This is a genomic window from Enterobacter cloacae complex sp. IR5412, from assembly GCF_049237385.1.
GTDB classification, from domain to species: domain Bacteria; phylum Pseudomonadota; class Gammaproteobacteria; order Enterobacterales; family Enterobacteriaceae; genus Enterobacter; species Enterobacter intestinihominis.
In genome coordinates this window covers 485977-512233 of the sequence record NZ_JBMKHQ010000003.1, presented here as the reverse complement: position 1 = coordinate 512233, position 26257 = coordinate 485977, and the positions used below count along the sequence as shown (strand labels likewise).

At 52.4% G+C, this 26257-nt stretch carries 27 protein-coding genes and 1 pseudogene; 12 read left to right on the top strand and 16 right to left on the bottom strand.

What is annotated here, in order from left to right:
• From ACOTX2_RS08665 to ACOTX2_RS08650, 4 genes are all read right to left on the bottom strand, one after another.
• On the bottom strand, window positions 1-101 hold a 101-nt coding region (locus ACOTX2_RS08665), incomplete at its 3' end, for a 4Fe-4S binding protein (RefSeq protein WP_162992763.1).
• A gap of 10 nt (window positions 102-111) precedes the next feature.
• Window positions 112-2472: a DmsA/YnfE/YnfF family dimethyl sulfoxide reductase gene (locus tag ACOTX2_RS08660; protein ID WP_100148791.1), complete on the bottom strand. Its 2361-nt coding sequence runs from the start codon at window positions 2470-2472 to the stop codon at window positions 112-114.
• Between the two features lie 130 nt (window positions 2473-2602).
• Complete coding sequence (locus ACOTX2_RS08655) at window positions 2603-2908, bottom strand: DUF1161 domain-containing protein (protein ID WP_063147377.1); 306 nt, start codon at window positions 2906-2908, stop codon at window positions 2603-2605.
• A gap of 102 nt (window positions 2909-3010) precedes the next feature.
• The gene (locus ACOTX2_RS08650; RefSeq protein WP_421625905.1) at window positions 3011-3865 is read right to left on the bottom strand and encodes a benzoate transporter; all 855 of its coding nucleotides are present in this window, start codon (window positions 3863-3865) and stop codon (window positions 3011-3013) included.
• Window positions 3866-4057: 192 nt separating this feature from the next.
• Between ACOTX2_RS08650 and ACOTX2_RS08645 the strand changes: the two genes are divergently transcribed.
• The gene (locus ACOTX2_RS08645; RefSeq protein WP_063147376.1) at window positions 4058-4768 is read left to right on the top strand and encodes a YnfC family lipoprotein; all 711 of its coding nucleotides are present in this window, start codon (window positions 4058-4060) and stop codon (window positions 4766-4768) included.
• A 17-nt stretch (window positions 4769-4785) separates the two neighbouring features.
• Here the strand turns inward: ACOTX2_RS08645 and speG are convergent, their stop codons facing one another.
• Together speG and ACOTX2_RS08635 are read right to left on the bottom strand one after the other, a co-directional pair.
• Complete coding sequence (speG, locus tag ACOTX2_RS08640; protein ID WP_023300006.1) at window positions 4786-5346, bottom strand: spermidine N1-acetyltransferase; 561 nt, start codon at window positions 5344-5346, stop codon at window positions 4786-4788.
• Window positions 5346-5684, bottom strand: coding sequence for a DUF1283 family protein (locus tag ACOTX2_RS08635; RefSeq protein WP_023300007.1), 339 nt, complete (start codon window positions 5682-5684; stop codon window positions 5346-5348). The genes speG and ACOTX2_RS08635 overlap by 1 nt, the downstream gene beginning before the upstream one ends.
• Window positions 5685-5834: 150 nt before the next feature.
• Between ACOTX2_RS08635 and ACOTX2_RS08630 the strand changes: the two genes are divergently transcribed.
• From ACOTX2_RS08630 to ACOTX2_RS08610, 5 genes are all read left to right on the top strand, one after another.
• Window positions 5835-6161 carry a YnfA family protein gene (locus tag ACOTX2_RS08630; protein ID WP_063147375.1) on the top strand — a complete coding sequence of 109 codons (327 nt, stop codon included), beginning with the start codon at window positions 5835-5837 and terminating at the stop codon, window positions 6159-6161.
• A gap of 111 nt (window positions 6162-6272) precedes the next feature.
• Window positions 6273-7487 carry a D-mannonate dehydratase ManD gene (gene manD / locus ACOTX2_RS08625; protein ID WP_023300009.1) on the top strand — a complete coding sequence of 405 codons (1215 nt, stop codon included), beginning with the start codon at window positions 6273-6275 and terminating at the stop codon, window positions 7485-7487.
• 14 nt (window positions 7488-7501) lie between these two features.
• Window positions 7502-8521 (top strand): Zn-dependent oxidoreductase, encoded by a 1020-nt coding sequence (locus tag ACOTX2_RS08620; protein WP_063147374.1) that lies wholly within the window; start codon window positions 7502-7504, stop codon window positions 8519-8521.
• Between the two features lie 73 nt (window positions 8522-8594).
• The gene (locus tag ACOTX2_RS08615; RefSeq protein WP_063147373.1) at window positions 8595-9974 is read left to right on the top strand and encodes an MFS transporter; all 1380 of its coding nucleotides are present in this window, start codon (window positions 8595-8597) and stop codon (window positions 9972-9974) included.
• Window positions 9975-10197: 223 nt separating this feature from the next.
• On the top strand, window positions 10198-11661 hold the full coding sequence (locus ACOTX2_RS08610; protein WP_063147372.1) for a mannitol dehydrogenase family protein: 1464 nt from the start codon (window positions 10198-10200) through the stop codon (window positions 11659-11661).
• Window positions 11662-11705: 44 nt separating this feature from the next.
• Here the strand turns inward: ACOTX2_RS08610 and ydfZ are convergent, their stop codons facing one another.
• Window positions 11706-11909: a putative selenium delivery protein YdfZ gene (ydfZ, locus tag ACOTX2_RS08605; protein WP_003857405.1), complete on the bottom strand. Its 204-nt coding sequence runs from the start codon at window positions 11907-11909 to the stop codon at window positions 11706-11708.
• Between the two features lie 287 nt (window positions 11910-12196).
• On the opposite strand from ydfZ, the gene ACOTX2_RS08600 reads away from it, so the two are divergent.
• On the top strand, window positions 12197-12628 hold the full coding sequence (locus ACOTX2_RS08600; protein ID WP_023300013.1) for a universal stress protein: 432 nt from the start codon (window positions 12197-12199) through the stop codon (window positions 12626-12628).
• Between the two features lie 35 nt (window positions 12629-12663).
• Here ACOTX2_RS08600 and ACOTX2_RS08595 read toward each other — a convergent pair whose 3' ends face one another.
• Together ACOTX2_RS08595 and ydfG are read right to left on the bottom strand one after the other, a co-directional pair.
• Entirely contained in the window at window positions 12664-13350 is a 687-nt protein-coding gene (locus ACOTX2_RS08595; RefSeq protein ID WP_003857403.1) for a GntR family transcriptional regulator, read from the bottom strand.
• A 90-nt stretch (window positions 13351-13440) separates the two neighbouring features.
• The gene (ydfG, locus tag ACOTX2_RS08590; protein WP_022647991.1) at window positions 13441-14187 is read right to left on the bottom strand and encodes a bifunctional NADP-dependent 3-hydroxy acid dehydrogenase/3-hydroxypropionate dehydrogenase YdfG; all 747 of its coding nucleotides are present in this window, start codon (window positions 14185-14187) and stop codon (window positions 13441-13443) included.
• A 143-nt stretch (window positions 14188-14330) separates the two neighbouring features.
• Here ydfG and dcp point away from each other — a divergent pair, with 143 nt between their 5' ends.
• The gene (gene dcp / locus ACOTX2_RS08585) at window positions 14331-16364 is read left to right on the top strand and encodes a peptidyl-dipeptidase Dcp (protein WP_063147371.1); all 2034 of its coding nucleotides are present in this window, start codon (window positions 14331-14333) and stop codon (window positions 16362-16364) included.
• A 297-nt stretch (window positions 16365-16661) separates the two neighbouring features.
• Here the strand turns inward: dcp and ACOTX2_RS08580 are convergent, their stop codons facing one another.
• Window positions 16662-16769, bottom strand: a complete 108-nt coding sequence (locus tag ACOTX2_RS08580; RefSeq protein WP_022647993.1) for a YnaM/YnfT family protein — start codon at window positions 16767-16769, stop codon at window positions 16662-16664.
• A 210-nt stretch (window positions 16770-16979) separates the two neighbouring features.
• Window positions 16980-17207, bottom strand: a complete 228-nt coding sequence (locus ACOTX2_RS08575; protein ID WP_072049850.1) for a hypothetical protein — start codon at window positions 17205-17207, stop codon at window positions 16980-16982.
• 149 nt (window positions 17208-17356) lie between these two features.
• On the opposite strand from ACOTX2_RS08575, the gene ACOTX2_RS08570 reads away from it, so the two are divergent.
• Window positions 17357-17521 carry a YnfU family zinc-binding protein gene (locus ACOTX2_RS08570; protein ID WP_213083702.1) on the top strand — a complete coding sequence of 55 codons (165 nt, stop codon included), beginning with the start codon at window positions 17357-17359 and terminating at the stop codon, window positions 17519-17521.
• Between the two features lie 248 nt (window positions 17522-17769).
• Here the strand turns inward: ACOTX2_RS08570 and ACOTX2_RS08565 are convergent, their stop codons facing one another.
• From ACOTX2_RS08565 to ACOTX2_RS08555, 3 genes are all read right to left on the bottom strand, one after another.
• Window positions 17770-17988 (bottom strand): cold shock domain-containing protein, encoded by a 219-nt coding sequence (locus tag ACOTX2_RS08565; protein WP_022647994.1) that lies wholly within the window; start codon window positions 17986-17988, stop codon window positions 17770-17772.
• Between the two features lie 367 nt (window positions 17989-18355).
• On the bottom strand, window positions 18356-19045 hold the full coding sequence (locus tag ACOTX2_RS08560; protein WP_038415993.1) for an SOS response-associated peptidase: 690 nt from the start codon (window positions 19043-19045) through the stop codon (window positions 18356-18358).
• A gap of 263 nt (window positions 19046-19308) precedes the next feature.
• Complete coding sequence (locus ACOTX2_RS08555; RefSeq protein ID WP_006808847.1) at window positions 19309-19548, bottom strand: DinI family protein; 240 nt, start codon at window positions 19546-19548, stop codon at window positions 19309-19311.
• A gap of 326 nt (window positions 19549-19874) precedes the next feature.
• Between ACOTX2_RS08555 and ACOTX2_RS08550 the strand changes: the two genes are divergently transcribed.
• Window positions 19875-20294 (top strand): translesion error-prone DNA polymerase V autoproteolytic subunit, encoded by a 420-nt coding sequence (locus ACOTX2_RS08550; RefSeq protein ID WP_022647996.1) that lies wholly within the window; start codon window positions 19875-19877, stop codon window positions 20292-20294.
• A gap of 1 nt (window position 20295) precedes the next feature.
• On the top strand, window positions 20296-21564 hold the full coding sequence (locus tag ACOTX2_RS08545) for a Y-family DNA polymerase (RefSeq protein WP_032622206.1): 1269 nt from the start codon (window positions 20296-20298) through the stop codon (window positions 21562-21564).
• 79 nt (window positions 21565-21643) lie between these two features.
• On the opposite strand, the pseudogene ACOTX2_RS08540 reads toward ACOTX2_RS08545, so the two are convergent.
• Window positions 21644-21748 (bottom strand): annotated as a pseudogene (locus ACOTX2_RS08540) (ASCH domain-containing protein); the annotation flags it as partial.
• 117 nt (window positions 21749-21865) lie between these two features.
• Between ACOTX2_RS08540 and ACOTX2_RS08535 the strand changes: the two are divergent.
• Entirely contained in the window at window positions 21866-22627 is a 762-nt protein-coding gene (locus tag ACOTX2_RS08535) for an OBAP family protein (RefSeq protein WP_023300017.1), read from the top strand.
• 74 nt (window positions 22628-22701) lie between these two features.
• Here ACOTX2_RS08535 and ACOTX2_RS08530 read toward each other — a convergent pair whose 3' ends face one another.
• On the bottom strand, window positions 22702-26010 hold the full coding sequence (locus tag ACOTX2_RS08530; RefSeq protein ID WP_063138218.1) for an autotransporter outer membrane beta-barrel domain-containing protein: 3309 nt from the start codon (window positions 26008-26010) through the stop codon (window positions 22702-22704).
• Window positions 26011-26257 lie beyond the last annotated feature (247 nt).

Genomic DNA, 26257 nt, shown 5'->3' with positions numbered 1-26257 from the left:
ACGTCCGGGGTCAGGTCTTTATAATCCTTGCAGGCCAGCTCGCAGGTTTTACACCCGGTGCAGCGGCTGGAATCAATAAAAAATCCATACTGGGTTGTCATCGGTTAATCCTTATGCCTTCTCGATCTGCACCAGGTTCGTGTGCTGCGGATTGCCTTTCGCCAGCGGTGACGGGCGGTGTGTGGTCAGGGTATTGATGCAGGAGCCGTGATCGACACGATCGCCGTTCATGTTGGCGTCATGCCAGGCGCCCTGGCCCATCGCGCTCACACCAGGCATGATGCGCGGGGTGACTTTGGCGGCAATGCGCACTTCGCCGCGATCGTTAAACACGCGCACCGTGTCACCGTTTTTAATGCCGCGCTTCTCGGCGTCTACAGGGTTAAGCCACACCTCCTGGCGACAGGCGGCCTGGAGCACATCCACGTTGCCGTAGCTGGAGTGGGTACGGGCTTTAAAGTGGAAACCGAACAGTTGCAGCGGGAATTTGCTGCGCTCGGGCGCGTCCCAGCCTTCAAAGGTTGAGGTATAGACCGGTAGCGGGGTGATGGTTTCGTCTTTTTGCAGTTCCCAGGTTGCTGCAATATTCGCCAGCTTGCTGGAGTAGATCTCGATTTTCCCCGACGGGGTTTTCAGCGGATTGGCATCCGGATCGTCACGGAATTTTTTATAGGCCACAAAATGTCCATTTGGATCTTTGCGCTTATAAATACCCATTTTTTTCAGCGCGTCGTAGGACGGCAGCAGCGGATCTTTGGCAACCATTTTGGCGTAAAGGTAGCGCAGCCACTGCTCCTGCGTACGGCCTTCGGTGAATTTCTGATAGACATCCGGTCCGAGACGTTTCGCTACTTCGCTCATGATCCAGTAGATGGGTTTGCGCTCAAACTTCGGGGCGGTTACCGGCTGGAGGAAAATCAGGTATCCCATGTTGCCGGCGTAATCGTTTGGGATGATATCTTCTTGCTCAACGGTCATCAGGTCCGGCAGGACAATATCGGCATACTTCGCGGACGAGGTCATGAAGTTGTCGATAACGACGATCGTTTCGCACTTACTCTCATCCTGCAAAATGTCGTGAGTTTTGTTGATATCAGAGTGCTGGTTGATGATGGTATTACCCGCATAGTTCCAGATGAACTTGATCGGCACATCCAGCTTATCCTTACCGCGTACGCCGTCGCGCAGGGCGGTCATCTCCGGTCCACGCACGATGGCATCCGTCCAGCTGAAGCAGGAGATTTGCGTTTTCACAGGATTTTCCGGCAGCGGCATACGTTCGATGGTGATGGCGCGGGATGTCTGCTCGCCGTTGGCCTGACGCTGCGGGCCCCAACCCTGGCAAATGTAGGCCGGTTTTGCCGAACCGATTTCACGGGCCAGCTTAATAATGCGATCGGCAGGAATGCCTGTAATGCGCGACGCCCATTCCGGGGTTTTCGCGGTTTTGTCATCACCCTGGCCGAGAATATAGGCTTTGTAATGACCGTTAACAGGTGCGCCTTCCGGCAGGGTTTTTTCGTCATAACCTACGCAGTATTTATCGAGGAAGGGCTGGTCGACGAGGTTTTCATTAATCAGCACCCACGCAATACCTGCCACCAGTGCGGCATCGGTGCCCGGACGAATCGGGATCCACTCGTCTTCGCGGCCTGCGGCGGTGTCGGTGTAGCGCGGATCGATAACGATCATCCGTGCGTTAGAGCGTTCGCGTGCCTGTTCAAGGTAGTAAGTGATCCCGCCGCCGCTCATGCGCGTTTCTGCCGGATTATTGCCGAACATCACCACCAGTTTGGTGTTTTCGATATCTGATGTACTGTTGCCGTCGTTGCTGCCGTAGGTGTAGGGCATTGCGCAGGCGATCTGCGCGGTGCTGTAGGTGCCGTAGTGGCTGAGGAAGCCGCCGTAGCAGTTCATCAGGCGTGCCACCAGCGAGGCGTAAGGGGAGGAGCGGGTGATATTGCCGCCGACAATTCCGGAGGAGTAGTTAATGTAGACCGCTTCGTTGCCGTATTTTTCGACCACGCTTTTCAGGCTCGCGGCGATGGTGTCCAGCGCTTCTTCCCAGGTGATACGTTCAAACTTGCCTTCTCCGCGTTTGCCCACGCGTTTCATCGGATAGTTCAGACGGTCTGGATGATTAATGCGACGGCGAATTGAACGGCCTCGCAGGCAGGCGCGAACCTGATGGTTGCCGTAAACATCCTCGCCGGTATTATCCGTTTCAACCCAATAGACTTCGTCATCGCGAACGTGCAGACGTAGCGCGCAGCGGCTACCGCAGTTTACCGAGCAGGCGCCCCAGACGACTTTATCTTCCGCTGGCTGAATAGCGGTCTGCACTGCGGCGGCGGCGCTTTTCAGACCAAAAGGCAATGCGATCCCACCGGCGGCAAGCGCCAGAGATCCTATGGCAGCAGATTTAACCAGAGTTCGACGGCTTATCCCGTCGTGATGTTCAACTTCGGACATAACTCACCCCATCATTGTTAATAATTATTTTCACCCGTGACTACAACCGGGCTAATGATGGGGGGAGTGTTACTTATTTAGAGGTATTAAATATTAATCCTCGTCAACTCAGGGGAATTGAGTGGGAAAATCATTGCGGCTCAGCGGGTGCATTCTCCTGCGTACCTGTACCGCTTACCGGGTAGTTTCCGCTACTGGTGCGAGTGTACAAAATTTTGAAAGTATCGTTGGCGCAATGCCCAACGACCTGCGCATCCGGCTGGTCGGCCTGATCGTTCGGCACGATGTTCAGGGTAAAGCCAGACTCCGGTACGCCGTTGTTGATAATTTTCTGCTGAATGTCGCTTTTCACGCGCTCGCAGGAGTCCGGGGCCGCAAGAATAGCAGGTGAAGCACTCATTAACAGCAGGGCGGTAATCCAGGGTAACCGTTTCATCTGTAGCTCCTTTTCACTGTGTAGACTGTAAGCATAGCAGGGTTAGGGTAAGCTTTTGTTTTTGTGTCTCTCTTTCTGAATTGTCCTGGAGCCCCGCCTGCGTCATAAAATAAATTGCGAATAATGGTGCTGATTGTCTACCAGATAAGAAGGCTGGGTGCGTTTTGATACCTCTTGCCTGACCAGTTTTCGGTCTCGTCCCCAGATATCTTCGGCGTTGGTGATAACCTTCATAATATGTTCCGGGTTATTAAATTCCGGCAGATCGTATTCGGTATGAGAAATGGTAGACATTTTTTCGGAAATTCTTTCTGGGGTCATTACCCAGGAGAAATGCCAGCCGCCATCTTTCACTACCTTATTATTGATTTTTAGCCAGTTCCATTTAAACCATGACCAGTTTTTATCTTTGCGTGCACGCTTCCAGTTTCTGAAAGATTCAGGCTCACCGTGGAAGAAATGCTTAAGGTTGTAATAGGACGTCGCGCGGGGCAAGGTACATTTTCTCGGCGTACCATCCATGTTGTGAACCTGAAGATTAAACTGATAGTTGAACACGTTTTGATGAATAGTCGTGCAGAGCGCGCGTGGATTAATGGCCCTGACCGTCTCGGGAGAGAAAATTTCATCAACGTCTGACACCAGAATCAGATCGTCGTCTGCCGCGTCTTTTAACCCATTCATAATGGAGTTGCGAAGCGCTGCTTCATTTGCCCAGGCATCAACCTGGTTATTGTCAGCACTGTTTAAAATAGGCTGCGCGTCAAAAGGCACGTAAATAATTTTGTCTCTGAATTTGGCAAACTTCGTAATATCGAAATGTAATTCTCGCGGTATGCCCGTAAAAGAGTGTGTTGCTTCTACAATGACAAAACGGTCAACGACATCAGCGAGCGTATGTAATCTGATGTCGAGCAACATATCTTCGTCATAGTACAAAAAACAGTCGTAAATCATGATGTTAACCCGAAAATTTAAGAATCTAATTTTATAATAATGTGGAATTTTCCGCGCCCAAAGTAGCCACTTTGGCAGGTCTCGTCAATGCAAATGACGGATTTATACAGCGTAAAGAGTCAAATGAAGTGCTGTTATGTAAGTTGCTGTATTTGCTAATATGATTGTATCTCTCTCTGAACGGTAAATGATGTGAATAAATACGCAGCGATAACGCTACTGGCAACGGTACTGGTGGGATGTGACAACAACACCGCGCCGCTGTCATTTACGCCGGAGATGGCGAGCTTTTCGAACGAGTTTGACTTTGACCCTCTGCGCGGGCCGGTGAAAGATTTTACCCAGACGCTGTTCAACGATAAGGGTGAAGTCTCTAAACGTGTGACCGGCACGATGTCAACGGAAGGATGTTTCGATACGCTTGAACTGCACGATCTCGACGCTAATACGGGCGTTGCGCTGGTGCTGGATGCTAACTACTACGTCGATGCGGAAACCCAGCAGCAGAAGGTGAAGTTGCAGGGAAAATGTCAGCTGGCGGAACTGCCGTCTGCCGGCCTGACGTGGGACACCGACGATAACGGGTTTGTGGTTGCCGCGCACAGCAAAGAGATGGAAGTGAAGTACCAGTATGACGCCGACGGCTACCCGCTGGGTAAAACCACGGTCTCCGGCGACCAGCGATTATCGGTCAAAGCGATGCCGTCGAAAGATCTGCGTAAGCGCATGGATTATACGGCGGTAAGCCTGTTGAACGATAAACCGATGGGCAATGTAAAGCAGAGTTGCGATTACGATCGCCACAACAACCCGGTGAGCTGTGAGCTGGTTATCGTCGATGACAGCGTTAAACCTGCCATTGAGCGCAAGTACACCATCAAAAACAGCATTGAATATTATTAAGAATAAAACCGCGCAGGTTACTGCGCGGTGGGTTTAAGCAGGTTGGCGGAGGAGGATTTATGCCCGGCCAGATGCTGATGCTGGAAAATGCACATGCGGATGGTGTTACGGTATTCGCCATTAATAAAGAACTCATGGATCAGTTCACCTTCCACCATAAAGCCGAGCTTACGGTAGATATGAATCGCTTTTTCGTTCTCTTTATCGACGATGAGGTAAAGCTTGTAGAGATTCAGGACGTTAAACCCATAATCCATCGCCAGCTTTGCCGCCCGCGACGCAAGACCTTTCCCCTGGTGCTCCGGTGAAATAATGATCTGAAATTCCGCCCGACGGTGAACATGGTTGATCTCAACCAGCTCAACCAGCCCGGCTTTCTCACCTTCGCACTCCACCACAAACCGGCGTTCACTTTGATCGTGGATATGCTTATCGTAGAGATCGGACAGCTCGACGAAGGCCTCGTAAGGCTCTTCAAACCAGTAGCGCATCACGCTGGCATTGTTGTCGAGCTGGTGGACAAAGCGTAAATCTTCGCGCTCCAGCGGACGGAGCTTTACGTCACACGGCATCGACATTACGGTGCTACCGTGCGGCCAGTGCGACGATCCAGACAGCGCAGGGTGTTAGGCTCCCAGTAAGCGTTGACGTTGGCACTTTGCTGGCATTTGTCGCGGGCATCAAACGCGACGTCTTCTTTATCCCACTCTTTTTCCACGCGCTTATTCACTTTCTGACGCAGGCTGCGGGTGTCATTCCATTGTTCTTTGTCCATGGCGGCGTTCTGGCGGCTTTGCGCGCTGTCACCAGACTCAATGATGAGTTTGCTGGTTTCGGCTGATGCCGTTGCGGCGAAGGCGAACGAGGACAGCGCCAGTGCGGCTGTCAGACAAAGGCGTTTGCTTAATGTAGTCATAGCGTTTCCTTTAAACGGGTGCAGACAATCGGATTACCCCGTTGGATTCTACACCAATCCGAAAGGGTGTCATACCCGCGCGGCAGGTATGGGAACGATGAGAGCATTATCGCGTATGATGTCTAAATCAATCCTCACGAAACGAGAGAAATGTTCAAAACGACGCTGCTTTTTTTCGCGACCGCGCTGTGTGAAATCATCGGATGCTTTTTGCCGTGGCTCTGGCTAAAGCGGGGCGCTTCCGCGCTGCTGCTGATCCCGGCGGGTGTGTCCCTGGTCTTTTTCGTCTGGCTGCTCACCCTGCATCCGGCCGCTAGCGGGCGTGTTTATGCGGCCTACGGAGGGGTGTACGTCTGTACTGCGCTGCTGTGGCTGCGCTTTGTCGATGGCATCAGGCTAAGCCTGTATGACTGGGCAGGCGCGCTGGTTGCCCTGTGCGGCATGTTGATCATCGTGGCCGGCTGGGGACGCGCATAGTCGTCCTCATAGTGTGATCGCCCACTGATTTTTCGATCGTTATACTTGTATGGTAGTAGTGTAGTTGCGTAAATTTCCTGCATCACAACGAGCGATGTAAGGAAATGGATTATGAAGATTGTCGGGGCTGAAGTATTTGTCACCTGCCCGGGGCGTAACTTTGTCACCCTTAAAATCACCACCGATGAGGGCATTGTCGGCCTGGGTGATGCCACGCTTAACGGACGTGAACTTTCCGTTGCCTCCTACCTGAAAGATCACCTGTGCCCTCAGCTGATTGGCCGCGATGCGCACCGCATCGAAGATATCTGGCAGTTCTTCTATAAAGGCGCGTACTGGCGTCGTGGCCCGGTCACCATGTCAGCGATTTCTGCCGTGGATATGGCGCTGTGGGACATCAAAGCGAAAGCCGCGAACATGCCGCTCTATCAACTTCTGGGCGGAGCCTCCCGGGAAGGGGTGATGGTTTATTGTCATACCACCGGGCACACCATTGACGACGTACTGGAAGATTATGCCCGTCATAAAGAGATGGGCTTCAAGGCTATTCGCGTGCAGTGCGGTGTGCCGGGGATGAAAACCACCTATGGTATGTCTAAAGGAAAAGGGCTGGCGTATGAGCCTGCAACCAAGGGCGACTGGCCGGACGAGCAGCTTTGGTCCACCGAGAAATACCTCGACTTTACGCCGAAACTGTTCGACGCAGTGCGCAGTCAGTTCGGCTTCAACGAACATCTCCTTCACGACATGCACCACCGTCTGACGCCCATCGAAGCGGCGCGATTCGGCAAAAGCATTGAAGAGTACCGCCTGTTCTGGATGGAAGACCCGACTCCCGCTGAAAACCAGGAGTGTTTCCGCCTGATCCGCCAGCACACCGTCACGCCCATTGCGGTGGGGGAAGTGTTCAACAGCATCTGGGACTGCAAGCAGCTGATTGAAGAGCAGCTCATTGACTATATTCGCGCCACCATAACCCATGCGGGCGGCATTACCGGGATGCGTCGCATTGCTGACTTTGCCTCACTCTACCAGGTGCGCACCGGCTCACACGGCCCGTCGGATCTGTCGCCGATTTGCCACGCTGCGGCGCTGCATTTTGACCTGTGGGTACCGAACTTTGGCGTGCAGGAGTATATGGGGTATTCAGAGCAGATGCTGGAAGTGTTCCCGCACAGCTGGCGCTTCGATAACGGCTATATGCACCCGGGCGACAAGCCAGGGCTGGGCATTGAGTTTGATGAGAAGCTGGCAGCGAAATACCCGTACGAACCGGCCTGTCTGCCGGTGGCCCGTCTGGAAGACGGCACCCTCTGGAACTGGTAAACGAGGAGCGAATGATGAAAAGCGTAGTGATCCAACAGCCGAATGCGCTGGTGATTGAGGAGCGTCCTCTCCCGTTGCCGGGCGCAGGCGACGTCCGCGTCAGAATTAAACTCGCCGGTATCTGCGGTTCAGACAGCCATATCTATCGCGGGCATAACCCGTTTGCGAAATACCCGCGGGTAATCGGTCACGAGTTCTTTGGCGAAATAGACGCGGTTGGCGAAGGCGTGGAGAGCACCCGACTGGGCCAGCGCGTGTCTGTTGATCCGGTGATCAACTGCGGACACTGCTACCCGTGTTCCGTCGGAAAACCGAACGTTTGTACCTCGCTGGTGGTGCTGGGCGTCCACCGTGACGGCGGCTTCAGCGAATACGCCGTCGTGCCGGCGAAAAATGCCTGGCACATTCCGGATGCGATCCCTGACAAACACGCGGTGATGGTTGAGCCTTTCACCATTGCCGCCAACGTGACGGGGCAGGCGAAACCCACCGAACAGGACGTGGCGCTGATCTACGGCGCAGGCCCGATGGGGCTGGTCACCGTGCAGGCGCTAAAGGGCGTTTACAAGGTGAAGCAGGTCATCGTGGTGGATCGCATTAATGAGCGGCTGGGGATGGCGCAACGCAGCGGCGCAGACTGGGTCTTCAACAACAGCGAGCACTCATTACAGGCCGCGCTGGATGAAAAAGGCATCAAGCCGACGTTAATCATCGATGCTGCCTGTCATCCGTCCATTTTGCAGGAAGCGATTACGCTGGCGTCTCCGGCGGCGCGCATCGTGCTGATGGGCTTCTCCAGCGACCCGAGCCAGATCGTGCAGCAGGGGATCACCGGCAAAGAGCTGTCGATCTTCTCTTCGCGCCTGAATGCCAACAAATTTCCGGTGGTCATTGACTGGCTGGAAAAAGGGCTGATCGACCCTGAAAAACTGGTCACCCATACATTTGACTATCACCACGTTACAGACGCCATCGAACTGTTTGAAAAAGACCAGCGGCAGTGCTGCAAAGTCTTGCTCACGTTCGACCAATAATAATTCACGCGGTTAAGAGCCTGCGAAGACAGGCTCTCAGTGGTACGCATCTTACCTTGCAGAGATAGCCATTATGACTCAAGCACAACCTCAAAGAAGTACGTCAGACCTGGTGAAAGCCGCCGTATCCGGCTGGCTGGGCACCGCCCTGGAGTTTATGGATTTCCAGCTCTACTCCCTTGGCGCCGCGCTGGTATTCCATGAAATCTTCTTCCCTGAACAGTCCGCGGCCATGGCGTTGATCCTGGCGATGGGGACCTATGGGGCAGGCTACATCGCGCGTATCGTCGGGGCATTTATCTTCGGCAGAATGGGCGACAGAATTGGCCGCAAAAAGGTGCTGTTTATCACCATCACCATGATGGGGATCTGCACCACCTTAATCGGCGTCCTGCCAACCTACGCGCAGATCGGGATTTTCGCACCGGTGCTGCTGGTGACGCTGCGCATTATTCAGGGGCTGGGCGCGGGGGCAGAAATCTCCGGCGCAGGTACCATGCTGGCGGAGTACGCGCCGAAGGGTAAACGCGGCGTCATCTCCTCGCTGGTGGCCATGGGAACCAACTGCGGGACGCTGAGCGCCACGGCGATCTGGGCCGTGATGTTCTTTGCCCTCGATCGTGAAGAACTTATTGCCTGGGGCTGGCGCGTGCCATTCCTCGCCAGCGTGGTGGTGATGATCTTCGCCATCTGGCTGCGTATGAACCTTAAAGAGAGCCCGGTGTTTGAGAAGGTTAACGACGCTGAAACCATTGCGCCGGTTGCTGCGCAGGATACCTCATTAGGTGCGATGTTTAAGAGCAAATCGTTCTGGCTGGCGACGGGGCTGCGCTTTGGTCAGGCCGGCAACTCAGGTTTGATTCAGACTTTCCTTGCCGGATATCTGGTGCAGACGCTGTTGTTTGATAAGGCGATCCCAACCGATGCGCTGATGATCAGTTCGATTCTCGGCTTCCTCTCCATCCCGCTGCTGGGCTGGCTGTCCGATAAAGTGGGGCGCCGTCTGCCGTATATCCTCCTTAACATTTCAGCCATTATTCTGGCTTACCCGATGCTGTCGATTATCGTCGATAAGAGTTACGCGCCGGGCGTGATTATGCTCTCTATCATCGTTATTCATAACTTTGCGGTGCTCGGGCTGTTCGCGCTGGAAAACATCACCATGGCAGAGATGTTTGGTTCGCGGAACCGCTTTACCCGCATGGCCATTTCGAAAGAGGCGGGCGGGCTGGTAGCCGTAGGCTTTGGTCCGGTGCTGGCGGGGATCTTCTGCAACATGACCGGGTCCTGGTGGCCGATTGTGGTGATGCTGGTGGCGTACTCGCTGATTGGGCTGGTCTCCGCGTTGCTGATGCCGGAAGTGCGCGACCGCGATTTGAGTGAAGCCGAAGATGCTGCGGAGGCTCCTCATAAGGAATCGGTAGCCTACGGCGCGCTCTCTTCACGCCGCTAGTGGTTTACATCTTGCGTTACCTGTCACACAACTTTTTACTGATGTCACACCACATGGCGAAAAGTTAATGTAAATCAAGATCTGAAAACGATGTATCAGTATGGTTAATGGCAGCGTTTTTTGACTCCGACTGCCATTCTAGTTGGTGTAGTCAGCAGGCGCTGCCGCTCTTAAAAGGAAGCGGCAGTGGATCACAGCTTTCATTAATTAACGAGTCTCAATCATGGAAAACCGGTTATTACAGGCGAAGGCAACGCATCCTCAATACGATCGCGACAGCCTCAAGGCACGCATTGTTCATTTAGGGTTTGGCGCGTTTCACCGTGCGCACCAGGCGGTGTACACCGATATACTCGCCGCAGAACAGGGCAGCGACTGGGGTTACTGCGAAGTTAACCTGATTGGCGGCGAACAGCAGATCGCCGATCTGAAGGCACAGGATAACCTTTATACCGTGGCAGAGATGTCTGCCGATGCGTGGACGGCGCGCGTGGTCGGCGTCGTCAAAAACGCGCTGCATGCGCAGATCGACGGGCTGGAAACCGTGCTGGCGGCGCTGTGCGAGCCGCAGGTCGCCATTGTTTCCCTGACCATCACCGAGAAAGGATATTGCCACTCCCCGGCAACCGGACAACTGATGTTCGATCATCCGTTAATCGTTGCAGACCTGCAAAACCCGCATCAGCCTAAATCTGCGCCAGGCGTGGTGGTTGAGGCGCTGGCGCGTCGCAAGGCGGCGGGGCTACCGGCATTCAGCGTGATGTCATGCGATAACATGCCGGAGAACGGCCACGTGATGCGCAATGTGACCTGTGCCTACGCGCGCGCCGTAGACGGCGATCTGGCCGACTGGATCGAAGCGAACGTCACCTTCCCGTCAACCATGGTGGACCGCATTGTGCCCGCCGTCACGGCTGATACGCTGGATAAAATCGAACAGCTGACTGGCGTACGCGATCCGGCAGGTGTCGCCTGCGAGCCGTTCCGCCAGTGGGTGGTGGAAGATAATTTTGTTGCCGGACGCCCCCAGTGGGAAAAGGCCGGTGCGGAGCTGGTTTCTGATGTCATTCCGTATGAAGAGATGAAGCTGCGAATGCTTAACGGCAGCCACTCGTTCCTGGCCTATCTCGGCTATCTTGCCGGTTATCAGCACATTAACGACTGCATGGAAGATGAACATTATCGCGCAGTCGCGCATGCGCTGATGCTGATAGAGCAGGCGCCGACGCTGAAAGTGCGGGGCGTGGATTTGGGGCGTTATGCCGACCAGCTGATTGCGCGCTACAGCAATCCGGCCCTGCGTCACCGCACCTGGCAAATCGCCATGGACGGTAGCCAGAAATTGCCGCAGCGCATGCTCGATTCCGTGCGCTGGCACCTTGTCCACCAGAAACCCTTCCCGCTGCTGGCCCTCGGCGTGGCGGGCTGGATGCGTTATGTCGGCGGTGTGGATGATCAGGGTAACGCGATTGAGGTGAGCGATCCGCAGCTGGCGGTGATTCAGGCGGCGGTAAACGGTAGCGCTGAAGGTGAAAGCCGCGTTAGCGCGCTGTTGGGCATTGAGGCTATTTTCGGTAACGAGCTGCCGAAGGACACGGTATTCGTGGCTGCCGTCATGCAGGCCTATCAAACGTTGCTGCAAAAAGGCGCGAAGGCCACGGTTGCTGAGTACGCAGCCCGGCTTTAACGCTTTGACATGCCGCCGTTCGCGGCGGCATGTCGGGGCACAGCTTAGTGCATCCCCAGGCGAATCAGCTCAATCGGTTCGAACTTACCTTCGCATCCTTCCACTTCAACCGTTTTACCACGACGCACCTGCTCGGCATTAAGGCCGTCGCTGTGGATCGCTTTAATCACGCCGAACTGACCTGTGCCGCTAATCATGACGCGGCTGCCAGTGGTGATTGCATTTCGGTTACGGTCGTATGTCATCATGGTATTTTCTCCTCTCGCACTTATCCGTTACGGCGCTAATTCAACGGCTGCCGTTCACGGGGCACTATTAATACGCCTCTCTTAAACGAAATTATTTGCTTTTGATCAAGCTCACACTTTTTTCTTATTTCCTGATGGCGTTGACGGTTCAGGACACCGCTTTACAAAGCGGACAGTTATTTTCCTTAATTGATAGTCTCCAGACGCAAGTGTTTAGGCTTTGTTTATATCCACAATGCCATTCTGGAGGCAGAAAATAACCCTTCATCGGAAAAGGAGTCAGGCTTATGTATAAGAAAATTTTGATGCCTGTTGACGTGTTTGAAATGGATCTAAGCGATAAAGCGGTACGCCACGCGGTCAACCTCGCGAAATCGGAAGGCGCGACGATCACCCTGGTCAACATTCTCCCTAACAGCAGCCGTTCGTTACTGCGGGGGTTCAATGCCGATATTAAGAAGTTCGAAGAGTATATGACCGCCGAGTCGGATAAGAAGATGAAGGCACTGAAACGGCTCTTTGATATGTCCCCGGAAAATATTGATTGTGAAGTACGTTTCGGCAACGTACGCGATGAAATCATCCAGCTCAGCAAAGAGGGGAAATATGACGTTATTGTTATCGGATCAAGAAACCCGAGCATGACAACACATCTGCTGGGCTCGAATGCTGAAACTATCCTGCGCTACGCCACTATTCCGGTATTAGTGGTCCGCTAATCACTTCGCCGCAACCGAAAGGGGGCGGCGAGGTTTTATTCTTCGCTGAACCACTCGCGGTTTTCCTGACGAATTAACTGAACTGACTCGCTAATTTCCTGAAGGTGAAGCGTCATCGCTTTATCTACGGCTTCCACGTCGCGTTTTTCCAGTGCGCTGAAAATATCGTGATGCTGGCGCAGCAACATCTCTGGCGGAGAAACATGGTCGAGGCTCATGTAGCGCACGCGGTCGATGGTCGCTTTGATGTTTTCAACGGTATCCCACGCGAGCTGGCACTCGGCGATCTGCGCCAGTTTCTGGTGAAATTCGTCGTCCAGCTGGAAAAAGTCGTTTAACTGTTTGCGGTCGATGGCAATGCGTTGCTGATGCAGGTTTTGCTCCAGCAGGTAGCACTGGTTATCGTTGATGAGCGACGCGGCGCGACGCACAACGGCGCACTCAATGGCCTGGCGAACAAAACAGCCATTCCGTACCTGCGAAAGCGAAATTTTATTTACATAGCTGCCGCGCTGAGGGCGGATCTGGATAAGGCCGTTTTCTGCGAGCTTAATAAACGCCTCGCGCACGGGCTGACGGGAAACGTCAAAACGTACCGAAACCTCTTTTTCTGAGAGTGGCGTTCCCGGTGGGATCAGGCAGCGAACGATATCACGGCGTAAGATGCGATAAATTTGCTGATTTACAGGCTGGGTAGGATTAAGTTGCGATTCAGCGGCCATGGGTTGTGATTTCTCAGAGAGTTAACCTGAACATACTACCATTCTTTTACCCGTCATCACATACCCGGCCCGCAGGCCGGGAAGGGTGAATTACCCGCGATGCACGCTGAGTCCGGCATAGGTCTGGCTGACGGGCATCATCTCAACCGTGTTGATGTTGACATGCTTCGGCAGCGTCGCGACCCACCAGACGGTTTCGGTGATATCTTCCGGCGTCAGCGCATTCGCATTTTCATAGGTTTTATCCGCTTTCGCGTCGTCACCCTTGAAGCGCACGTTGGAGAATTCCGTTCCACCGACCAGACCCGGCTCAACATCGGTCACGCGGATCGCGGTACCGTGCAGGTCGGTGCGCAGGTTCAGGCTGAACTGGCGTACAAAGGCCTTGGTTGCGCCATAGACGTTGCCGCCCGCGTAAGGCCAGCTGCCTGCGGTGGAACCGATATTAATGATATGACCACGGTTACGTTCAACCATGCCCGGCAGCACGGCGCGGGTCATGTACACCAGGCCTTTGTTGTTGGTGTCGATCATGTTCTCCCAGTCTTCCACGCTGGCTTTGTGGGCAGGCTCCATGCCCAGCGCCAGGCCAGCGTTATTGACCAGCACGTCGATTTCACGCCATTCGGCAGGCAGGTTGGCAATCATCTCTTCAATGGCGGCGCGGTTGCGCACGTCCAGCTGTGCGGTCAGGATGCTGTCGCCCAGCTCGTCTTTCAACTCCTGGAGACGCTCCTGACGACGACCCGTTGCAATCACCTTATGTCCGTTGGCGACGAAGCGACGCGTGATGCTTTCACCAAAACCTGCTGTCGCCCCGGTAACTAATATAATCATCTCACTGTTCCTCAACGCTTTTTGTGTTGTACTACCATAGCACGCACTCGGGCACATCGTTAAGGCAACATTTGTATGACGCCATTGCAGGCCGGAGCAGGCTGGCCTACTCTGGTGAGAAATACCGTGCTCAGGAGTAAACGATGTCGGTCAACAACCCTTTCTTTGACGTTAGCCTGCTGCCTTATCAGGCTCCGCGTTTTGATGTGATAGAAGACAGCCACTATCGCCCGGCGTTTGATGAAGCAATGCGCCTCAAGCGTGCAGACATTGACGCGATTATCGCGCAGAGCGCCGTGCCGGACTTCAACAACACCGTGCTGGCGCTGGAAAAGAGCGGGGCCATGCTGTCGCGCGTCAGCAGCGTGTTCTTCGCCATGACGTCCGCACACACCAACGATTATCTTCAGGCACTGGACGAGCAGTTCTCCACCGAACTGGCCGGGCTGGCGAACGATATCTGGCTAAACGATACGCTTTTCGCCCGCGTGGAAGCCGTCTGGCAGGATCGCGACACGCTGGATGCCGAATCCCGCCGACTGACGGAGGTGACGTATCAGCACTTTGTTCTTGCGGGCGCGCGTCTGAACGCCGATGAAAAAGCCGAGCTGAAAGCCCTGAATACCGAAGCCGCCACCCTGACCAGCCAGTTCAACCAGCGCCTGCTGGCGGCGAATAAGGCGGGAGGGCTGGTGGTGGATGATGTTCACCAGCTTGACGGACTCAGTGCGGAGGAGATGGCTGCCGCGGCTCATGCTGCCGCAGAAAAAGGGCTGACGGATCGCTGGCTGATCCCGCTTCTGAATACCACGCAACAGCCCGCGCTGGCGGCGCTGTCTCTGCGCGAGACCCGTAAAAAGTTGTTTAGCGCGGGCTGGGAACGCACTCAAAAAGGCGACGAAAACGATACGCGCGACCTGATCCTTCGGCTTACCGCGTTGCGGGCAAGACAGGCGCAGCTGCTCGGCTTTGACAACTATGCCAGCTGGAGCATTGCCGATCAAATGGCGAAAACGCCGGATGCCGCGCTCGAATTCATGCGCGGGATAGTTCCTGCGGCGCGCAGCAGGGCCGCGCTGGAGCAGGCGGATATTCAGAAGGTCATTGACGACGAGCAGGGCGGTTTTACGGTGCAGGCCTGGGACTGGGCGTTTTATGCCGAACGCGTGCGTTCAGCGAAATACGCGCTGGATGAGTCGCAGATCAAACCCTATTTCGCGCTCAATACCGTGCTGGAAGATGGCGTATTCTGGACCGCCACGCAGTTGTTCGGTATCCGCTTTGTCGAGCGTTTCGATATTCCGGTTTATCACCCGGACGTTCGCGTGTGGGAGATTTTCGACCACACGGGTGAAGGCATGGCGCTGTTCTACGGCGACTTTTTCGCGCGTGATTCCAAAGCGGGCGGGGCGTGGATGGGGAATTTTGTTGAGCAGTCTTACGAGTTTGCCGCGCGTCCGGTGATTTATAACGTCTGCAACTATCAAAAACCAGCGAACGGGCAGACCGCGCTGATCTCCTGGGATGACGTGATTACCCTGTTCCACGAGTTTGGCCATACGCTACATGGCCTGTTTGCCAGCCAGCGCTATGCCACGCTTTCAGGCACCAACACGCCACATGATTTCGTTGAATTCCCGTCGCAGATCAATGAACACTGGGCCAGCCATCCGCAGGTGTTTGCGCACTTTGCCCGCCATTATCAAACCGGCGAGCCGATGCCGGATGCGCTGCGGGAAAAAATGCTCAATGCGACCCAGTTTAATAAGGGTTATGACATGACGGAACTGCTGAGCGCCGCGCTGCTGGATATGAACTGGCACGGCATTCATGAGCCCATTGAAGACGTGGAAGCCTTTGAAGCCGCCGCGTTGAAAAAAGAAGGGCTGGATCTTCCAGCCGTACCGCCGCGCTATCGCAGCAGCTATTTTGCCCATATCTTCGGCGGCGGCTACGCGGCGGGCTATTACGCCTATCTCTGGACGCAGATGCTGGCGGACGATGGCTATCAGTGGTTTGTCGAGCAGGGCGGTTTGACACGCGAAAACGGACAGACATTCCGCGAGGCGATTTTGTCGCGCGGCAACAGCACTGATTTAGCTGAACTTTACCGGAACTGGCGCGGGCACGATCCGAGGATCGAACCGATGCTGGAGAATCGTGGATTGAGTGTTTAAGGGCTTTTTAGTGTGGAAACAGAACCGGGCGCGATGCCCGGTTTTTTGTTCGATTTTTTCTTCCCCGAAACTCCTCCAAATTCCTCCCCAAAATGAATCCTTAAATTCTGCGAAATTTGCAGGATAACTTTCTTATGGCTGACCCTATATATCAGGGCGAACGACTGGGCAGCTTCCTGCTGCGCCAATGGAGAGGGAATTAATTGTGGAACGTACCCGGGGCTGGAGTGGCGCTGCCTGCGAGGAAAGGTGAATAGGCTGCCCAGTAAATAAAGAGGTTATGGAAACTTGAATACATTACAGTTCATCAGGATTGTTCGATACGCTGATCCCGATCTTGATCAGACTTAAAATCATCAATGCCAGTACCATTGCCACGATAGTAGAGATGATAAGCGTTGTCATAAAGGCCCCCTTTGTGAGTATATCTTTTAGACTGTTTGAATCAAAAAATGTTCCGAGTCCTAAAAAATATATGACATTAGACAGGAATGTATCGTCTGCTAAATGAAAAAAAAAAGCCTACGCCAGGTAGGCAATACTGATAATTCCTAATTGTTTTAATAATGCTTGTTACTAAAGGTTATCTGCAGTGTTGGTAGAAGATATTGAAGCTTATAGATACTTCCTGGCTGCATCTAATATTTCCTGAGATGTAAGCTCTCGATCTGATGCAACATAGATAACTTCATGGTCACCTGTTAAAGAGGGAAAACCGGCTGACATTATCGGAAGGTTTATCCCTTCTCCATTAGGGTATTGTTCGCGTATTGATGTCACGCCCTTAAGTACGGTGATTACTTTACCTGGTTTACTATTAAAGAAAATAATTACTTTTTTCATGTATCACCATGTATTTCAGGGGGTTTTATGGCCCGGGGTTGTTCGAAAGGGGTTGATATATTGACGTTTAGTTACCTCTTTCGAAATTAAAACAAGCAATATTCTGCCTTAACGTGTACTGTAGCAGTCCATTTGTACTGGAGAAGCTTATGTCTGCACGTAAAAACACGCAATTCCGCCGAAATTATTTAGTCAAATGCCCTTGTCCAAACTGCACAAGAGACTCGGAGCATAGTTACAATCGTGTACAAAAGGGAGCTCAACTGGTTTGCCCTTACTGCAACGCGTTGTTCAAATCCCCTCAACATTACTAAAAAATCTCATATAATAACTAAGAAGTGATGCTTTTGGAGGCTGCCTAACCTCTTACGCACTTTAATATTTTATAAGCAGTTAGTTTCTGCTTTGAGACTATTCATGCAGCAGTCCTGCATTTCATCACATCGGTCAGCAAATTTGACGGTGCTGTAAATATGCTGGCCTGTTGTAATGATATTCGCAAACGATAAATGACGCTTCTGATTATTTAATTCACAGAAGCTTAAGCGGTCATTGAGGGGGGTTATTTATCGCAAAGCGTAACATTTGCAGCTGTCGGACCTTTGGTACCGGCAATGACAGCAAATTTAACTTTTTGGCCTTCAAAAAGAGTTTTGAATGTCTCTCCCTGTAGAGAAGAAGAGTGAACAAGGATATCTTTACTTCCATCGAGTGGGGAGATGAAGCCAAAGCCCTTATCATCGTTAAACCACTTAACAAGACCTATCATTTTTGATGACATAAAAACTCCACTTGAACACTTAAAAGTTACAAGTTCATGAAAAGAAACGCATGATGGCATACGTATGGACTCAAGAGGAGGGGATATCAGAGATAGCACCTGGTTATGAGGACTACTTTGGAAAAGTCAGATTCACATTGCATCGAACCAACCGCATCATTAAGGCACGTGTAGATCTTTTAAGCAAATCTTATTTTAGCCATCTGGGAGGCCATACAGATTAGATTAGCCAATCCAAATTTTTCCTGTGTCGTCAAATTTGATTTATAGCAAGGAAATAATTTGTCCCGTAAAATGACAGGAGTTGTCAAAGGTTTTGACTTCAATAGAGGGAAGGGTTTTATTATCCCATCTAAAAAGTGCAGGTCTAACTAAGATCAGATTTGATTTCTATTTGCTCTATCAAATTCCTCCCCTGGTTTTTTACATTTCCTACTGTACGCGTTACCGCATGCCAGACGAACTTATCGGCGGGCACTGCACCATCTGAAGCTATCTCTTCAGCTTCTTTCCCGCCAACATGCTGTCGCATCCACTCGCGTGCCGCTTCTGGTGACAAAACCAGTGGCCTGCGGTCATGAATGTCGACGAGGCCTTTATCAGCCGCAGACGTCACAATCAGAAATCCCTCGGCTTCATCGCCGCGCTCAAACGGTGTGCTTCCGATCGCCGCCATAAAGATTGGCTGACCGTCGGCCCGGTGGATGAAGTAGGGTTGTTTCTTGTCACCTGACTTCTTCCATTCGAACCATCCATCGGCAAAACAGATCGCCCGGCCATGTTGCCACAGAGGTTTAAACATTCTGCTGGTGGCCGCGGTTTCTACACGTGCGTTAATCAGTGGTGCTTTGTCCCACCATCCAGGTGCGTAGCCCCAGAACACCGGATCGAGGTGCAGTAGTTCGTCGCGTTCGCTCAGCAGCAGGACTTTGGTACCGGGCGCGACGTTGTACCGGCCAATGGGGGCCGGGTCATACGCGATGTCGCGATCGCCTTCGTCGGCAAGGTAGGCCAGGTATTCTTCACGGGTTTGGGCTTGTGCAAAGCGTCCACACATAGAAACCTCCAGTCGGATGTCATACTCAAAGTATAGGGCAGGGATAAGATGACTTGATCGACATGCAAAAGCTGTATTTTGTGCAAGATAACGCGAGAAAATGGGCAGAAATTCCGGGAGGCGTTTTTATCTTGCGGGCACGATCCGAGAAATGAACCGATGCTGGAGAACCGCGGGTGAGTGATTAAAGGCATTACTGGCTGAAAACAGAACCGGGCATTGCGCCCGGTTTTTCCCCGGTGGGCTGGTATTTGTTAACCTTGTTACTCTTGCGTCAGCCACATGTCCGACTCTTCAAACATTTCCTCAAGCATACGGTTCAGCTTTTCCCGGTCGCTTTTGCTGGCATCGCTATTCAGGCCATTCGCCTGCATTGGCTTAACCGTCACGCTGGCATCAGGAAAAATCCGGTGCACACGTTTTGTCAGTTCAGCCAGAATTATCTCCCTGGCTCCCTCCAGCCCCTGTACGTTTCGCTTGTCATAAACCAGTTCAACAAACATTATTTTTTCCCTATGAATATTAATTGTGCGATTCTGTCTGCACGTAAAAATACTACTGTATATGGGTACAGTCAAACGGCATTCCGGCTAAAGAAATGCCATGCCGCCCTTCACCTTGTTTATGTTGATGACAATCTATTCATTTAGCCTTTAAAACGAGCAGTCGAAGCGTTTAATCGTAAAATTTACAAAAACCATAATTTGAAGCCAGAGAGAAACTTACAAACGAAACGGTGAAGGTTTAAACAGTCGCTACGGTTCAGCTGCCTTGCGCGTGCTTCAAAACAAAACTACTGTATATAAAAACAGTATTAGAGGTATGCGTAATGGAATTTATCAGACCTACAGAACTGCGTGAGATTATCGCGCTTCCACTTTTCAGCGATTTAGTTCAGTGCGGATTCCCAAGCCCGGCTGCCGATTATGTGGAGCAGCGCATTGATCTTAATGAACTTCTGGTTGCCCACCCCAGCTCGACGTATTTCGTTAAAGCCGCGGGTGATTCAATGATTGAAGGGGGAATAAGCGACGGCGATTTACTGGTGGTCGATAGTTCCCGAACGGCTGAGCACGGCGATATCGTCATCGCCGCGGTGGAAGGGGAATTCACCGTTAAGCGCCTGCAACTGCGGCCTAATGTTCAACTCAATCCGATGAACAGCGCTTATTCACCGATTATCGTTGGCAGTGAAGACACGCTGGACGTTTTTGGTGTGGTCACTTTTATTGTTAAATCGGCCAGCTGATATGTTTGCGCTCTGTGATGTGAATTCATTCTATGCATCATGCGAGACGGTATTCAGGCCAGATTTGAGAGGCCGACCGGTGGTTGTCCTCTCAAATAACGACGGTTGCGTGATAGCGCGCAGCGCAGAGGCCAAAGCCGCTGGCGTTACCATGGGGGCGCCATACTTTAAGCAGAAAGACCTGTTCCGGCGCGCCGGCGTGGTTTGCTTCAGCAGTAACTACGAACTTTACGCTGACATGTCCAGCCGGGTAATGACCACGCTGGAAGAAATAAGCCCTCGCGTCGAAATATATTCCATTGATGAGGCCTTTTGTGATCTCACCGGGGTTCGTAATTGCCGGGACCTGACTGATTTTGGCAAGGAGATCCGCGAAACGGTTTTGAAGCGTACGCACCTGAAGGTCGGCGTTGGCATAGCCCAGACGAAGACGCTGGCGAAGCTGGCAAATCACGCGGCGAAGAAATGGCAGCAGCAGACGGGTGGGGTGGTTGATTTATCCAATATCGACCGCCAGCGCCGGTTGTTGGCTATCGTGCCTGTAGAGGACGTATGGGGCGTGGGCAGGCGCATCAGCAAGAAGCTCAATGCGATGGGTATCAAAACGGCGCTGGATCTCTCAGAGCAGAGCACGTGGATTATCCGCAAGCACTTCAATGTAGTGCTGGAGCGAACGGTCCGGGAGCTGCGCGGCGAGCCGTGCCTCGATCTGGAAGAGTTTGCACCGACAAAGCAGGAGATCGTCTGTAGTCGGTCATTCGGTGAGCGCGTGACAGAATACGAGCAGGTGCGCCAGGCTATATGCAGCTATGCGGCCCGTGGCGCTGAGAAGTTACGTGGCGAGCACCAGTATTGCCGCTTTATCTCGGCGTTCGTAAAGACCTCTCCGTTCGCTCTGAACGAACCCTATTACGGCAACAGTGCCTCAATGACGCTTCTCACACCCACTCAGGACTCCCGCGACATTATCAACGCCGCGGTAAAGTGCCTCGACAAAATCTGGAAGGAGGGCCACCGCTACCAGAAAGCCGGCATTATGCTCGGGGACTTCTTCAGCCAGGGCGTTGCCCAGCTCAATTTGTTTGACAACAGCGCGCCGCGTGCCGGAAGTGAAAAGCTGATGGAAGTGCTGGATCGTCTGAACGCGAAAGATGGAAAGGGTACGCTTTATTTTGCCGGGCAGGGCATACAGCAGCAATGGCAGATGAAGCGTGAAATGCTTTCACCGCGGTATACGACCCGGTATTCAGATTTACTGAGAATTCGATGAATGTTAATGGCTGTTTTGTGCCAGAAGCGGGCACTGATATAAATGGCAATTGATCAAACGCCAGCCCCTTTACTTTGTCCTACAGGATCTCAACCACTTCAAACTCTTCTGCGATCAACTCCATATCTTCAGAAAAATGGCCTTCGCGGCTGAAAAATCTCTGATGCTCTTTCTGCCAGTATTTAAATGGTGTTCTTAAACGGAACGTACGCCAGTTTGCCGGATGGTTTAATAAAAACTCTCCTGGCGTGTCTGCGCGAATGTACTACTTTCAGTAAAGTGACTTTTACAGGGAGGGTCAATGAAACCATTATCGCTTTTATTATTGTCGAGCCTGACGTTAGTGGGTTGTGGCGCGAACAATACCCCTTCAAATACGCCTGTTCCGGGTGTAAAAACCTCCGTCGGGACGAGCACGCTTGAAGCCGGTGCTCAGCTTATCCAGTCCCGTCCGCCCATTGATGCAATGAGTGCCTACCTTGACGGTTTCCATTTTTATAGCGGGGATAAAAATGGCCAGATGGAAGCCCATCATTATGTAACCGTGTTGAATGAAGACGTGATGCAGGCGGTGATCTACGACGGTAACACCAAAGATGCCCGTTTAATGGGCGTTGAGTACATCATTAGTGAGCGTTTGTTTAACACACTGCCGCCGGAAGAAAAAAAATTGTGGCACAGCCATCAATATGAAGTGAAATCCGGCAGCCTGATTGCTCCAGGTTTACCTGCAGTGGCTGACAAAGCATTGATGAGCAAAATTGTGAATACCTACGGCAAGACCTGGCATACCTGGCACACCGACCGCGATAAAAAGCTGCCGCTCGGCATTCCGGCACTGATGATGGGCTTTACCGGGGAAGGGCAGTTAGACCCTAAACTTCTGGCGGACAGAGATCGACGCTTTGACGTGAGCACGCAAGCCATCAAAGAAGAACGTAAGGATATTGTGGCGCACCCAGTTGCTAAGGGAGCGGATGCCTGGCAACGTGGTGAAGAGATCCAGCTTAAGCGGGTTAAAGGTTCAGGTGAGCATGGCCAGGGCGACACAAGCCATTTTTGATATCAAAAGCCTTCAGGAATACCCCGGCAACGCCGGGGACAGGGCCAGTCCTATTATTTTCTCGTCCTCAGACATCAGAAACGCCAGGTGGCTGAAAGATTACCTGCAATCGAGTCATAGCCAGAACGAAACATTTCGCTTTCAACCCCGATGCCCAATTCGACATCAGCGTTGATTTTATAGCTCATACCTGCCTTAACACCCAGAGTGTCACGACCAGTCACCTGATTCCTGGAACTAAACCCTGTGCTTCGATAGTTGGCGAAAGAGGCTTGTTGCACTACGTTGCCATCAAGCAGTTCATGATCCCAGGTGAGCTGCAGCTCAGCTGCGAACGATGCCCCTGAAGCGAGGGGTACATTCCAGTTACCATTCACCCCGATACTTGATCTCAGAGAATCGAAGGTCTGCGAACCCAGCATCAGTCGGCTGCCGTCATTGCCGCTTTCCTTCATGCCGGGACGATGTAATGTGGTGTAATTCAATGACGTTACCGGTCCGGCGTTCACATTATTATTCAGCGCCCATCGATAGCCTCCGCCGGCCGTAACAGAACCTGACAATCCGGTCCAGGTGGCATGGTGGCTTGCTCCGTAAGTTTCTACATTAATGTTTCTGTCCAGCCAGCTGTCTTCAATACCCAATCGGCCAGTGCCGAATAAATACATTCCTTCGGACCTTTCAGCGCCGTAACGAGCATGAATACCCAGATCGAAAGCAGTGGTTTTCCCGGTTGCGGTTTCTGGTGATTTCACCGTCACCGACTGACCGCTGACCGCACCATGAAAGCCATACATCCAGTTGTGATTCTCATCGTTTTGTTTTTCAGCACCGAATACAATGCCATAACTGCTGGCGTCGTACCCTACACTGTCACCCTGACGCTGTTGCCAGAAGCCGCCGCCAAAGGGTATGGCAAAGCTGCGCCATTCGCCTTCCGTCAGTTGCTTCGGCATAACCACAGGATTTGGCCCGCCAACGATCCGCGCTATCTGCTGTTCACGCTGCAGGGAACTTGCGAACATGGCGCTGTAGGCGCCCGCAGAAAGTTGCGGCAAGGCATTGCTGATACTCCCGCCATCAGTGGCTGAGAAATCCAGAGTACGGTACAGCGGTTGTATATCCGACTTAGCTTCCGCCACAATTTTATCCAGCGCTTGCCCTACCTGACGCGCATTAGCGTCCTGCGCATACCGGCTGTATGCGTTTGAAGCGCGCAGCATTGAGAGCTGCCAGCCATTCTTTCCCTGTGGCGTTGTTTGCAGCGTTAGCGTGGGTGAACGGAGCACGCTGTTCACCGCACTGAAATTGCCGTCGGAAGCGTCCGTTTTTAGCAAATCTTGCGTATTCAGACGCCAGTTTGTTGCGTACCAGTCCGGCTGCGGCGCAAACGTCAGTTGACCGTCAAATTGTGCGTGACCGTCCACTCGCAGAGTATCATGCCTGCCGCGCCCGTCGACTTCCAACAACAACTGCCCGGTATTCCCCTGTTGATAAGCACCGGATATATTGATTTGCCCAAGTGAATTACCCGGCGCAAGGATCCCGTTATTTACAAAGCGGCCTTCCTCATTAAGCGTATAGCTGGCGTTGCCGGACAGGCTGGCACCTGGCGCGATAGTCATGCTGTAAATCTGGAAATCGCCATTAAGCGAGGTTTTCCCTCCGTGCGCGTCCAGTGCCAGATTATTGATACCTTCAATGTTTCCGCGGTACGTAAAGCTGAAATCAGCATCGGCAGCTTCCGTCGCTTGCCCGTACGCATTGGCCTTCCGACCGAAGGTAAGCAGCGTTAACCGCTGTTGGCCATAGTCATCCCGCTGGGCGTAGTCCGAATAAATATCACCCTCCAGCCGGGCACCCGTTAATATATTTATATTACCGACCAGCGCGTTCGGTGATATATAAATCGCCGCGCCTTTACCGGCAACCCGTCCGCTGATGTCGGCATTGTCTACCAGCGCTCCCTGCAACTCGGGTAATAACGCATCGTAATAGCCGTCCACGATATGAAGCCAGGATCCGCGATAGTCCACCTCGTTACCCAGGAGGTTATTGCCAAAATCAAAACTGATACCGACGCCACTGGCTCCCAGTGCCTGAACGTCGCCACGTTGAATAAGGCTGTGCTGTTTACCGTAGGCAAACATCACCCCACGGCCATTAACGCCATCGGCGTATATCCGTACACCGGGATCGATGCTCAGGGTGTTATTTTGCCCATCTATACGGATGCCCGCGCCGCCAGCCCCTGACGTCAACAGGTCCGCTTGTTGAAAGATATGGTTATTACTGCCATACACATGCAGGCCAACTCCCAGATTAGCGGTATTGTATTGACCAGCCAGATAGCCATCCGCCTGCTGATTACGCTGAAAATAGCCATTGCGGTTAACGAGCGTTTGCCCGTTGCCATATAGCGAAAAACCGAAAAAGTTACGCCGGTCAATCTGATATCCCATATCCTGCAGCAACGCCAGTTCCGCTTCCATAAACGTGGTGTAATTGCGGTAGTTCTGATGGCTCATCATGCTGTTTTTCAGCTCGATATGGCTCATGTAGTTATCATCGACCGAGCCGTCGTCTGCTAACATTTTCACCGGCACGCCAGGCATGGCGCCTGCAAGGACTTCATCCACATGCCTGCCGGTGAAATAGCCTTTATCAAGCCGTACATCAAAGCCTTGTGGATCCCATCTGTTATTGCATCCATTACACAATATTACTTGCCCTGTCCGGGCAGGATTGCCACGGTCATCGCGCAGATGGCTGGTCCAGGAGCCAAAAGGCACGGTATCGAAAGCGGGCGTGAATGTGCCACTTCCTTGCAGATCGGTAACCATATTGGATATTCCCAGTCCATGGGCCAGCTCATGAACAGCGACGCTGACCAGATCGGCCTTTCCAGTGCGCGGCAATTGCGCGGGCACATAGGGAACGTTATCAAAATCCAGTTTGCCCATGATGAACTGGGCGTGGGAGCCAAAGGTCAGCTCTCCGGTATCAATACCGTTCAATGCGCCTTGCAACTGCGTCAGACTTATAATGCCGTCGGTAACTGAATCGCTGGAACCTGCGGCATTCTCGTCGTTAAACGTCCCCACATTGATAATGGCAGGCAGTTGCCCTGGGCTGGGGGTAATAACCTCAGCCCAGTAACGCATAGCATCGAGTATTTTTTCTTTTTGTTGCTGGCCAAGATCCCAGGTTGACTCAGACGCATTCGGCCAGTCCGGCATAAAGGGGCCATCGCCAACATTAAAGAAACGCACTTCAAATACCGCAATATTATGTGGGTTATAGACCAGATAGCTTTCTCCTGCATACGGATTATTACTGACAAATAAACCCGTTAATGCAGCCGTCATAAAAACCCTTTTCATATTAACCATCCTTGTGTGAAAAAATAATGTTTACGTCCGTCAATATAAATTCACATCTGAGCTCAATGAATCATAAACAAATATAATAATTATCGATGTGGTTTGATAATTTAGAATAACGAGTGACCTTGCCCTGTGATAGCCTCGTTTTTCAGGATTTTATAAACGGTGGAGCGGGCGATCCCAGATTGAGAAACCGGGTCCCGGTGAACAGGAATGTACCGACATATGCAGGGGAAATAACGGA

Excerpts from the sequence above, each read along its gene's own strand:
- ACOTX2_RS08660 (WP_100148791.1), bottom strand. The coding sequence starts at position 2,472 with ATGTCCGAAGTTGAACATCACGACGGGATAAGCCGTCGAACTCTGGTT.
- ACOTX2_RS08655 (WP_063147377.1), bottom strand. The coding sequence starts at position 2,908 with ATGAAACGGTTACCCTGGATTACCGCCCTGCTGTTAATGAGTGCTTCA.
- ACOTX2_RS08650 (WP_421625905.1), bottom strand. The coding sequence starts at position 3,865 with ATGATTTACGACTGTTTTTTGTACTATGACGAAGATATGTTGCTCGAC.
- speG (WP_023300006.1), bottom strand. The coding sequence starts at position 5,346 with ATGTCGATGCCGTGTGACGTAAAGCTCCGTCCGCTGGAGCGCGAAGAT.
- ACOTX2_RS08635 (WP_023300007.1), bottom strand. The coding sequence starts at position 5,684 with ATGACTACATTAAGCAAACGCCTTTGTCTGACAGCCGCACTGGCGCTG.
- ACOTX2_RS08630 (WP_063147375.1), top strand. The coding sequence starts at position 5,835 with ATGTTCAAAACGACGCTGCTTTTTTTCGCGACCGCGCTGTGTGAAATC.
- manD (WP_023300009.1), top strand. The coding sequence starts at position 6,273 with ATGAAGATTGTCGGGGCTGAAGTATTTGTCACCTGCCCGGGGCGTAAC.
- ACOTX2_RS08620 (WP_063147374.1), top strand. The coding sequence starts at position 7,502 with ATGAAAAGCGTAGTGATCCAACAGCCGAATGCGCTGGTGATTGAGGAG.
- ACOTX2_RS08615 (WP_063147373.1), top strand. The coding sequence starts at position 8,595 with ATGACTCAAGCACAACCTCAAAGAAGTACGTCAGACCTGGTGAAAGCC.
- ACOTX2_RS08610 (WP_063147372.1), top strand. The coding sequence starts at position 10,198 with ATGGAAAACCGGTTATTACAGGCGAAGGCAACGCATCCTCAATACGAT.
- ydfZ (WP_003857405.1), bottom strand. The coding sequence starts at position 11,909 with ATGATGACATACGACCGTAACCGAAATGCAATCACCACTGGCAGCCGC.
- ACOTX2_RS08600 (WP_023300013.1), top strand. The coding sequence starts at position 12,197 with ATGTATAAGAAAATTTTGATGCCTGTTGACGTGTTTGAAATGGATCTA.
- ACOTX2_RS08595 (WP_003857403.1), bottom strand. The coding sequence starts at position 13,350 with ATGGCCGCTGAATCGCAACTTAATCCTACCCAGCCTGTAAATCAGCAA.
- ydfG (WP_022647991.1), bottom strand. The coding sequence starts at position 14,187 with ATGATTATATTAGTTACCGGGGCGACAGCAGGTTTTGGTGAAAGCATC.
- dcp (WP_063147371.1), top strand. The coding sequence starts at position 14,331 with ATGTCGGTCAACAACCCTTTCTTTGACGTTAGCCTGCTGCCTTATCAG.
- ACOTX2_RS08580 (WP_022647993.1), bottom strand. The coding sequence starts at position 16,769 with ATGACAACGCTTATCATCTCTACTATCGTGGCAATGGTACTGGCATTG.
- ACOTX2_RS08575 (WP_072049850.1), bottom strand. The coding sequence starts at position 17,207 with ATGAAAAAAGTAATTATTTTCTTTAATAGTAAACCAGGTAAAGTAATC.
- ACOTX2_RS08570 (WP_213083702.1), top strand. The coding sequence starts at position 17,357 with ATGTCTGCACGTAAAAACACGCAATTCCGCCGAAATTATTTAGTCAAA.
- ACOTX2_RS08565 (WP_022647994.1), bottom strand. The coding sequence starts at position 17,988 with ATGTCATCAAAAATGATAGGTCTTGTTAAGTGGTTTAACGATGATAAG.
- ACOTX2_RS08560 (WP_038415993.1), bottom strand. The coding sequence starts at position 19,045 with ATGTGTGGACGCTTTGCACAAGCCCAAACCCGTGAAGAATACCTGGCC.
- ACOTX2_RS08555 (WP_006808847.1), bottom strand. The coding sequence starts at position 19,548 with ATGTTTGTTGAACTGGTTTATGACAAGCGAAACGTACAGGGGCTGGAG.
- ACOTX2_RS08550 (WP_022647996.1), top strand. The coding sequence starts at position 19,875 with ATGGAATTTATCAGACCTACAGAACTGCGTGAGATTATCGCGCTTCCA.
- ACOTX2_RS08545 (WP_032622206.1), top strand. The coding sequence starts at position 20,296 with ATGTTTGCGCTCTGTGATGTGAATTCATTCTATGCATCATGCGAGACG.
- ACOTX2_RS08535 (WP_023300017.1), top strand. The coding sequence starts at position 21,866 with ATGAAACCATTATCGCTTTTATTATTGTCGAGCCTGACGTTAGTGGGT.
- ACOTX2_RS08530 (WP_063138218.1), bottom strand. The coding sequence starts at position 26,010 with ATGAAAAGGGTTTTTATGACGGCTGCATTAACGGGTTTATTTGTCAGT.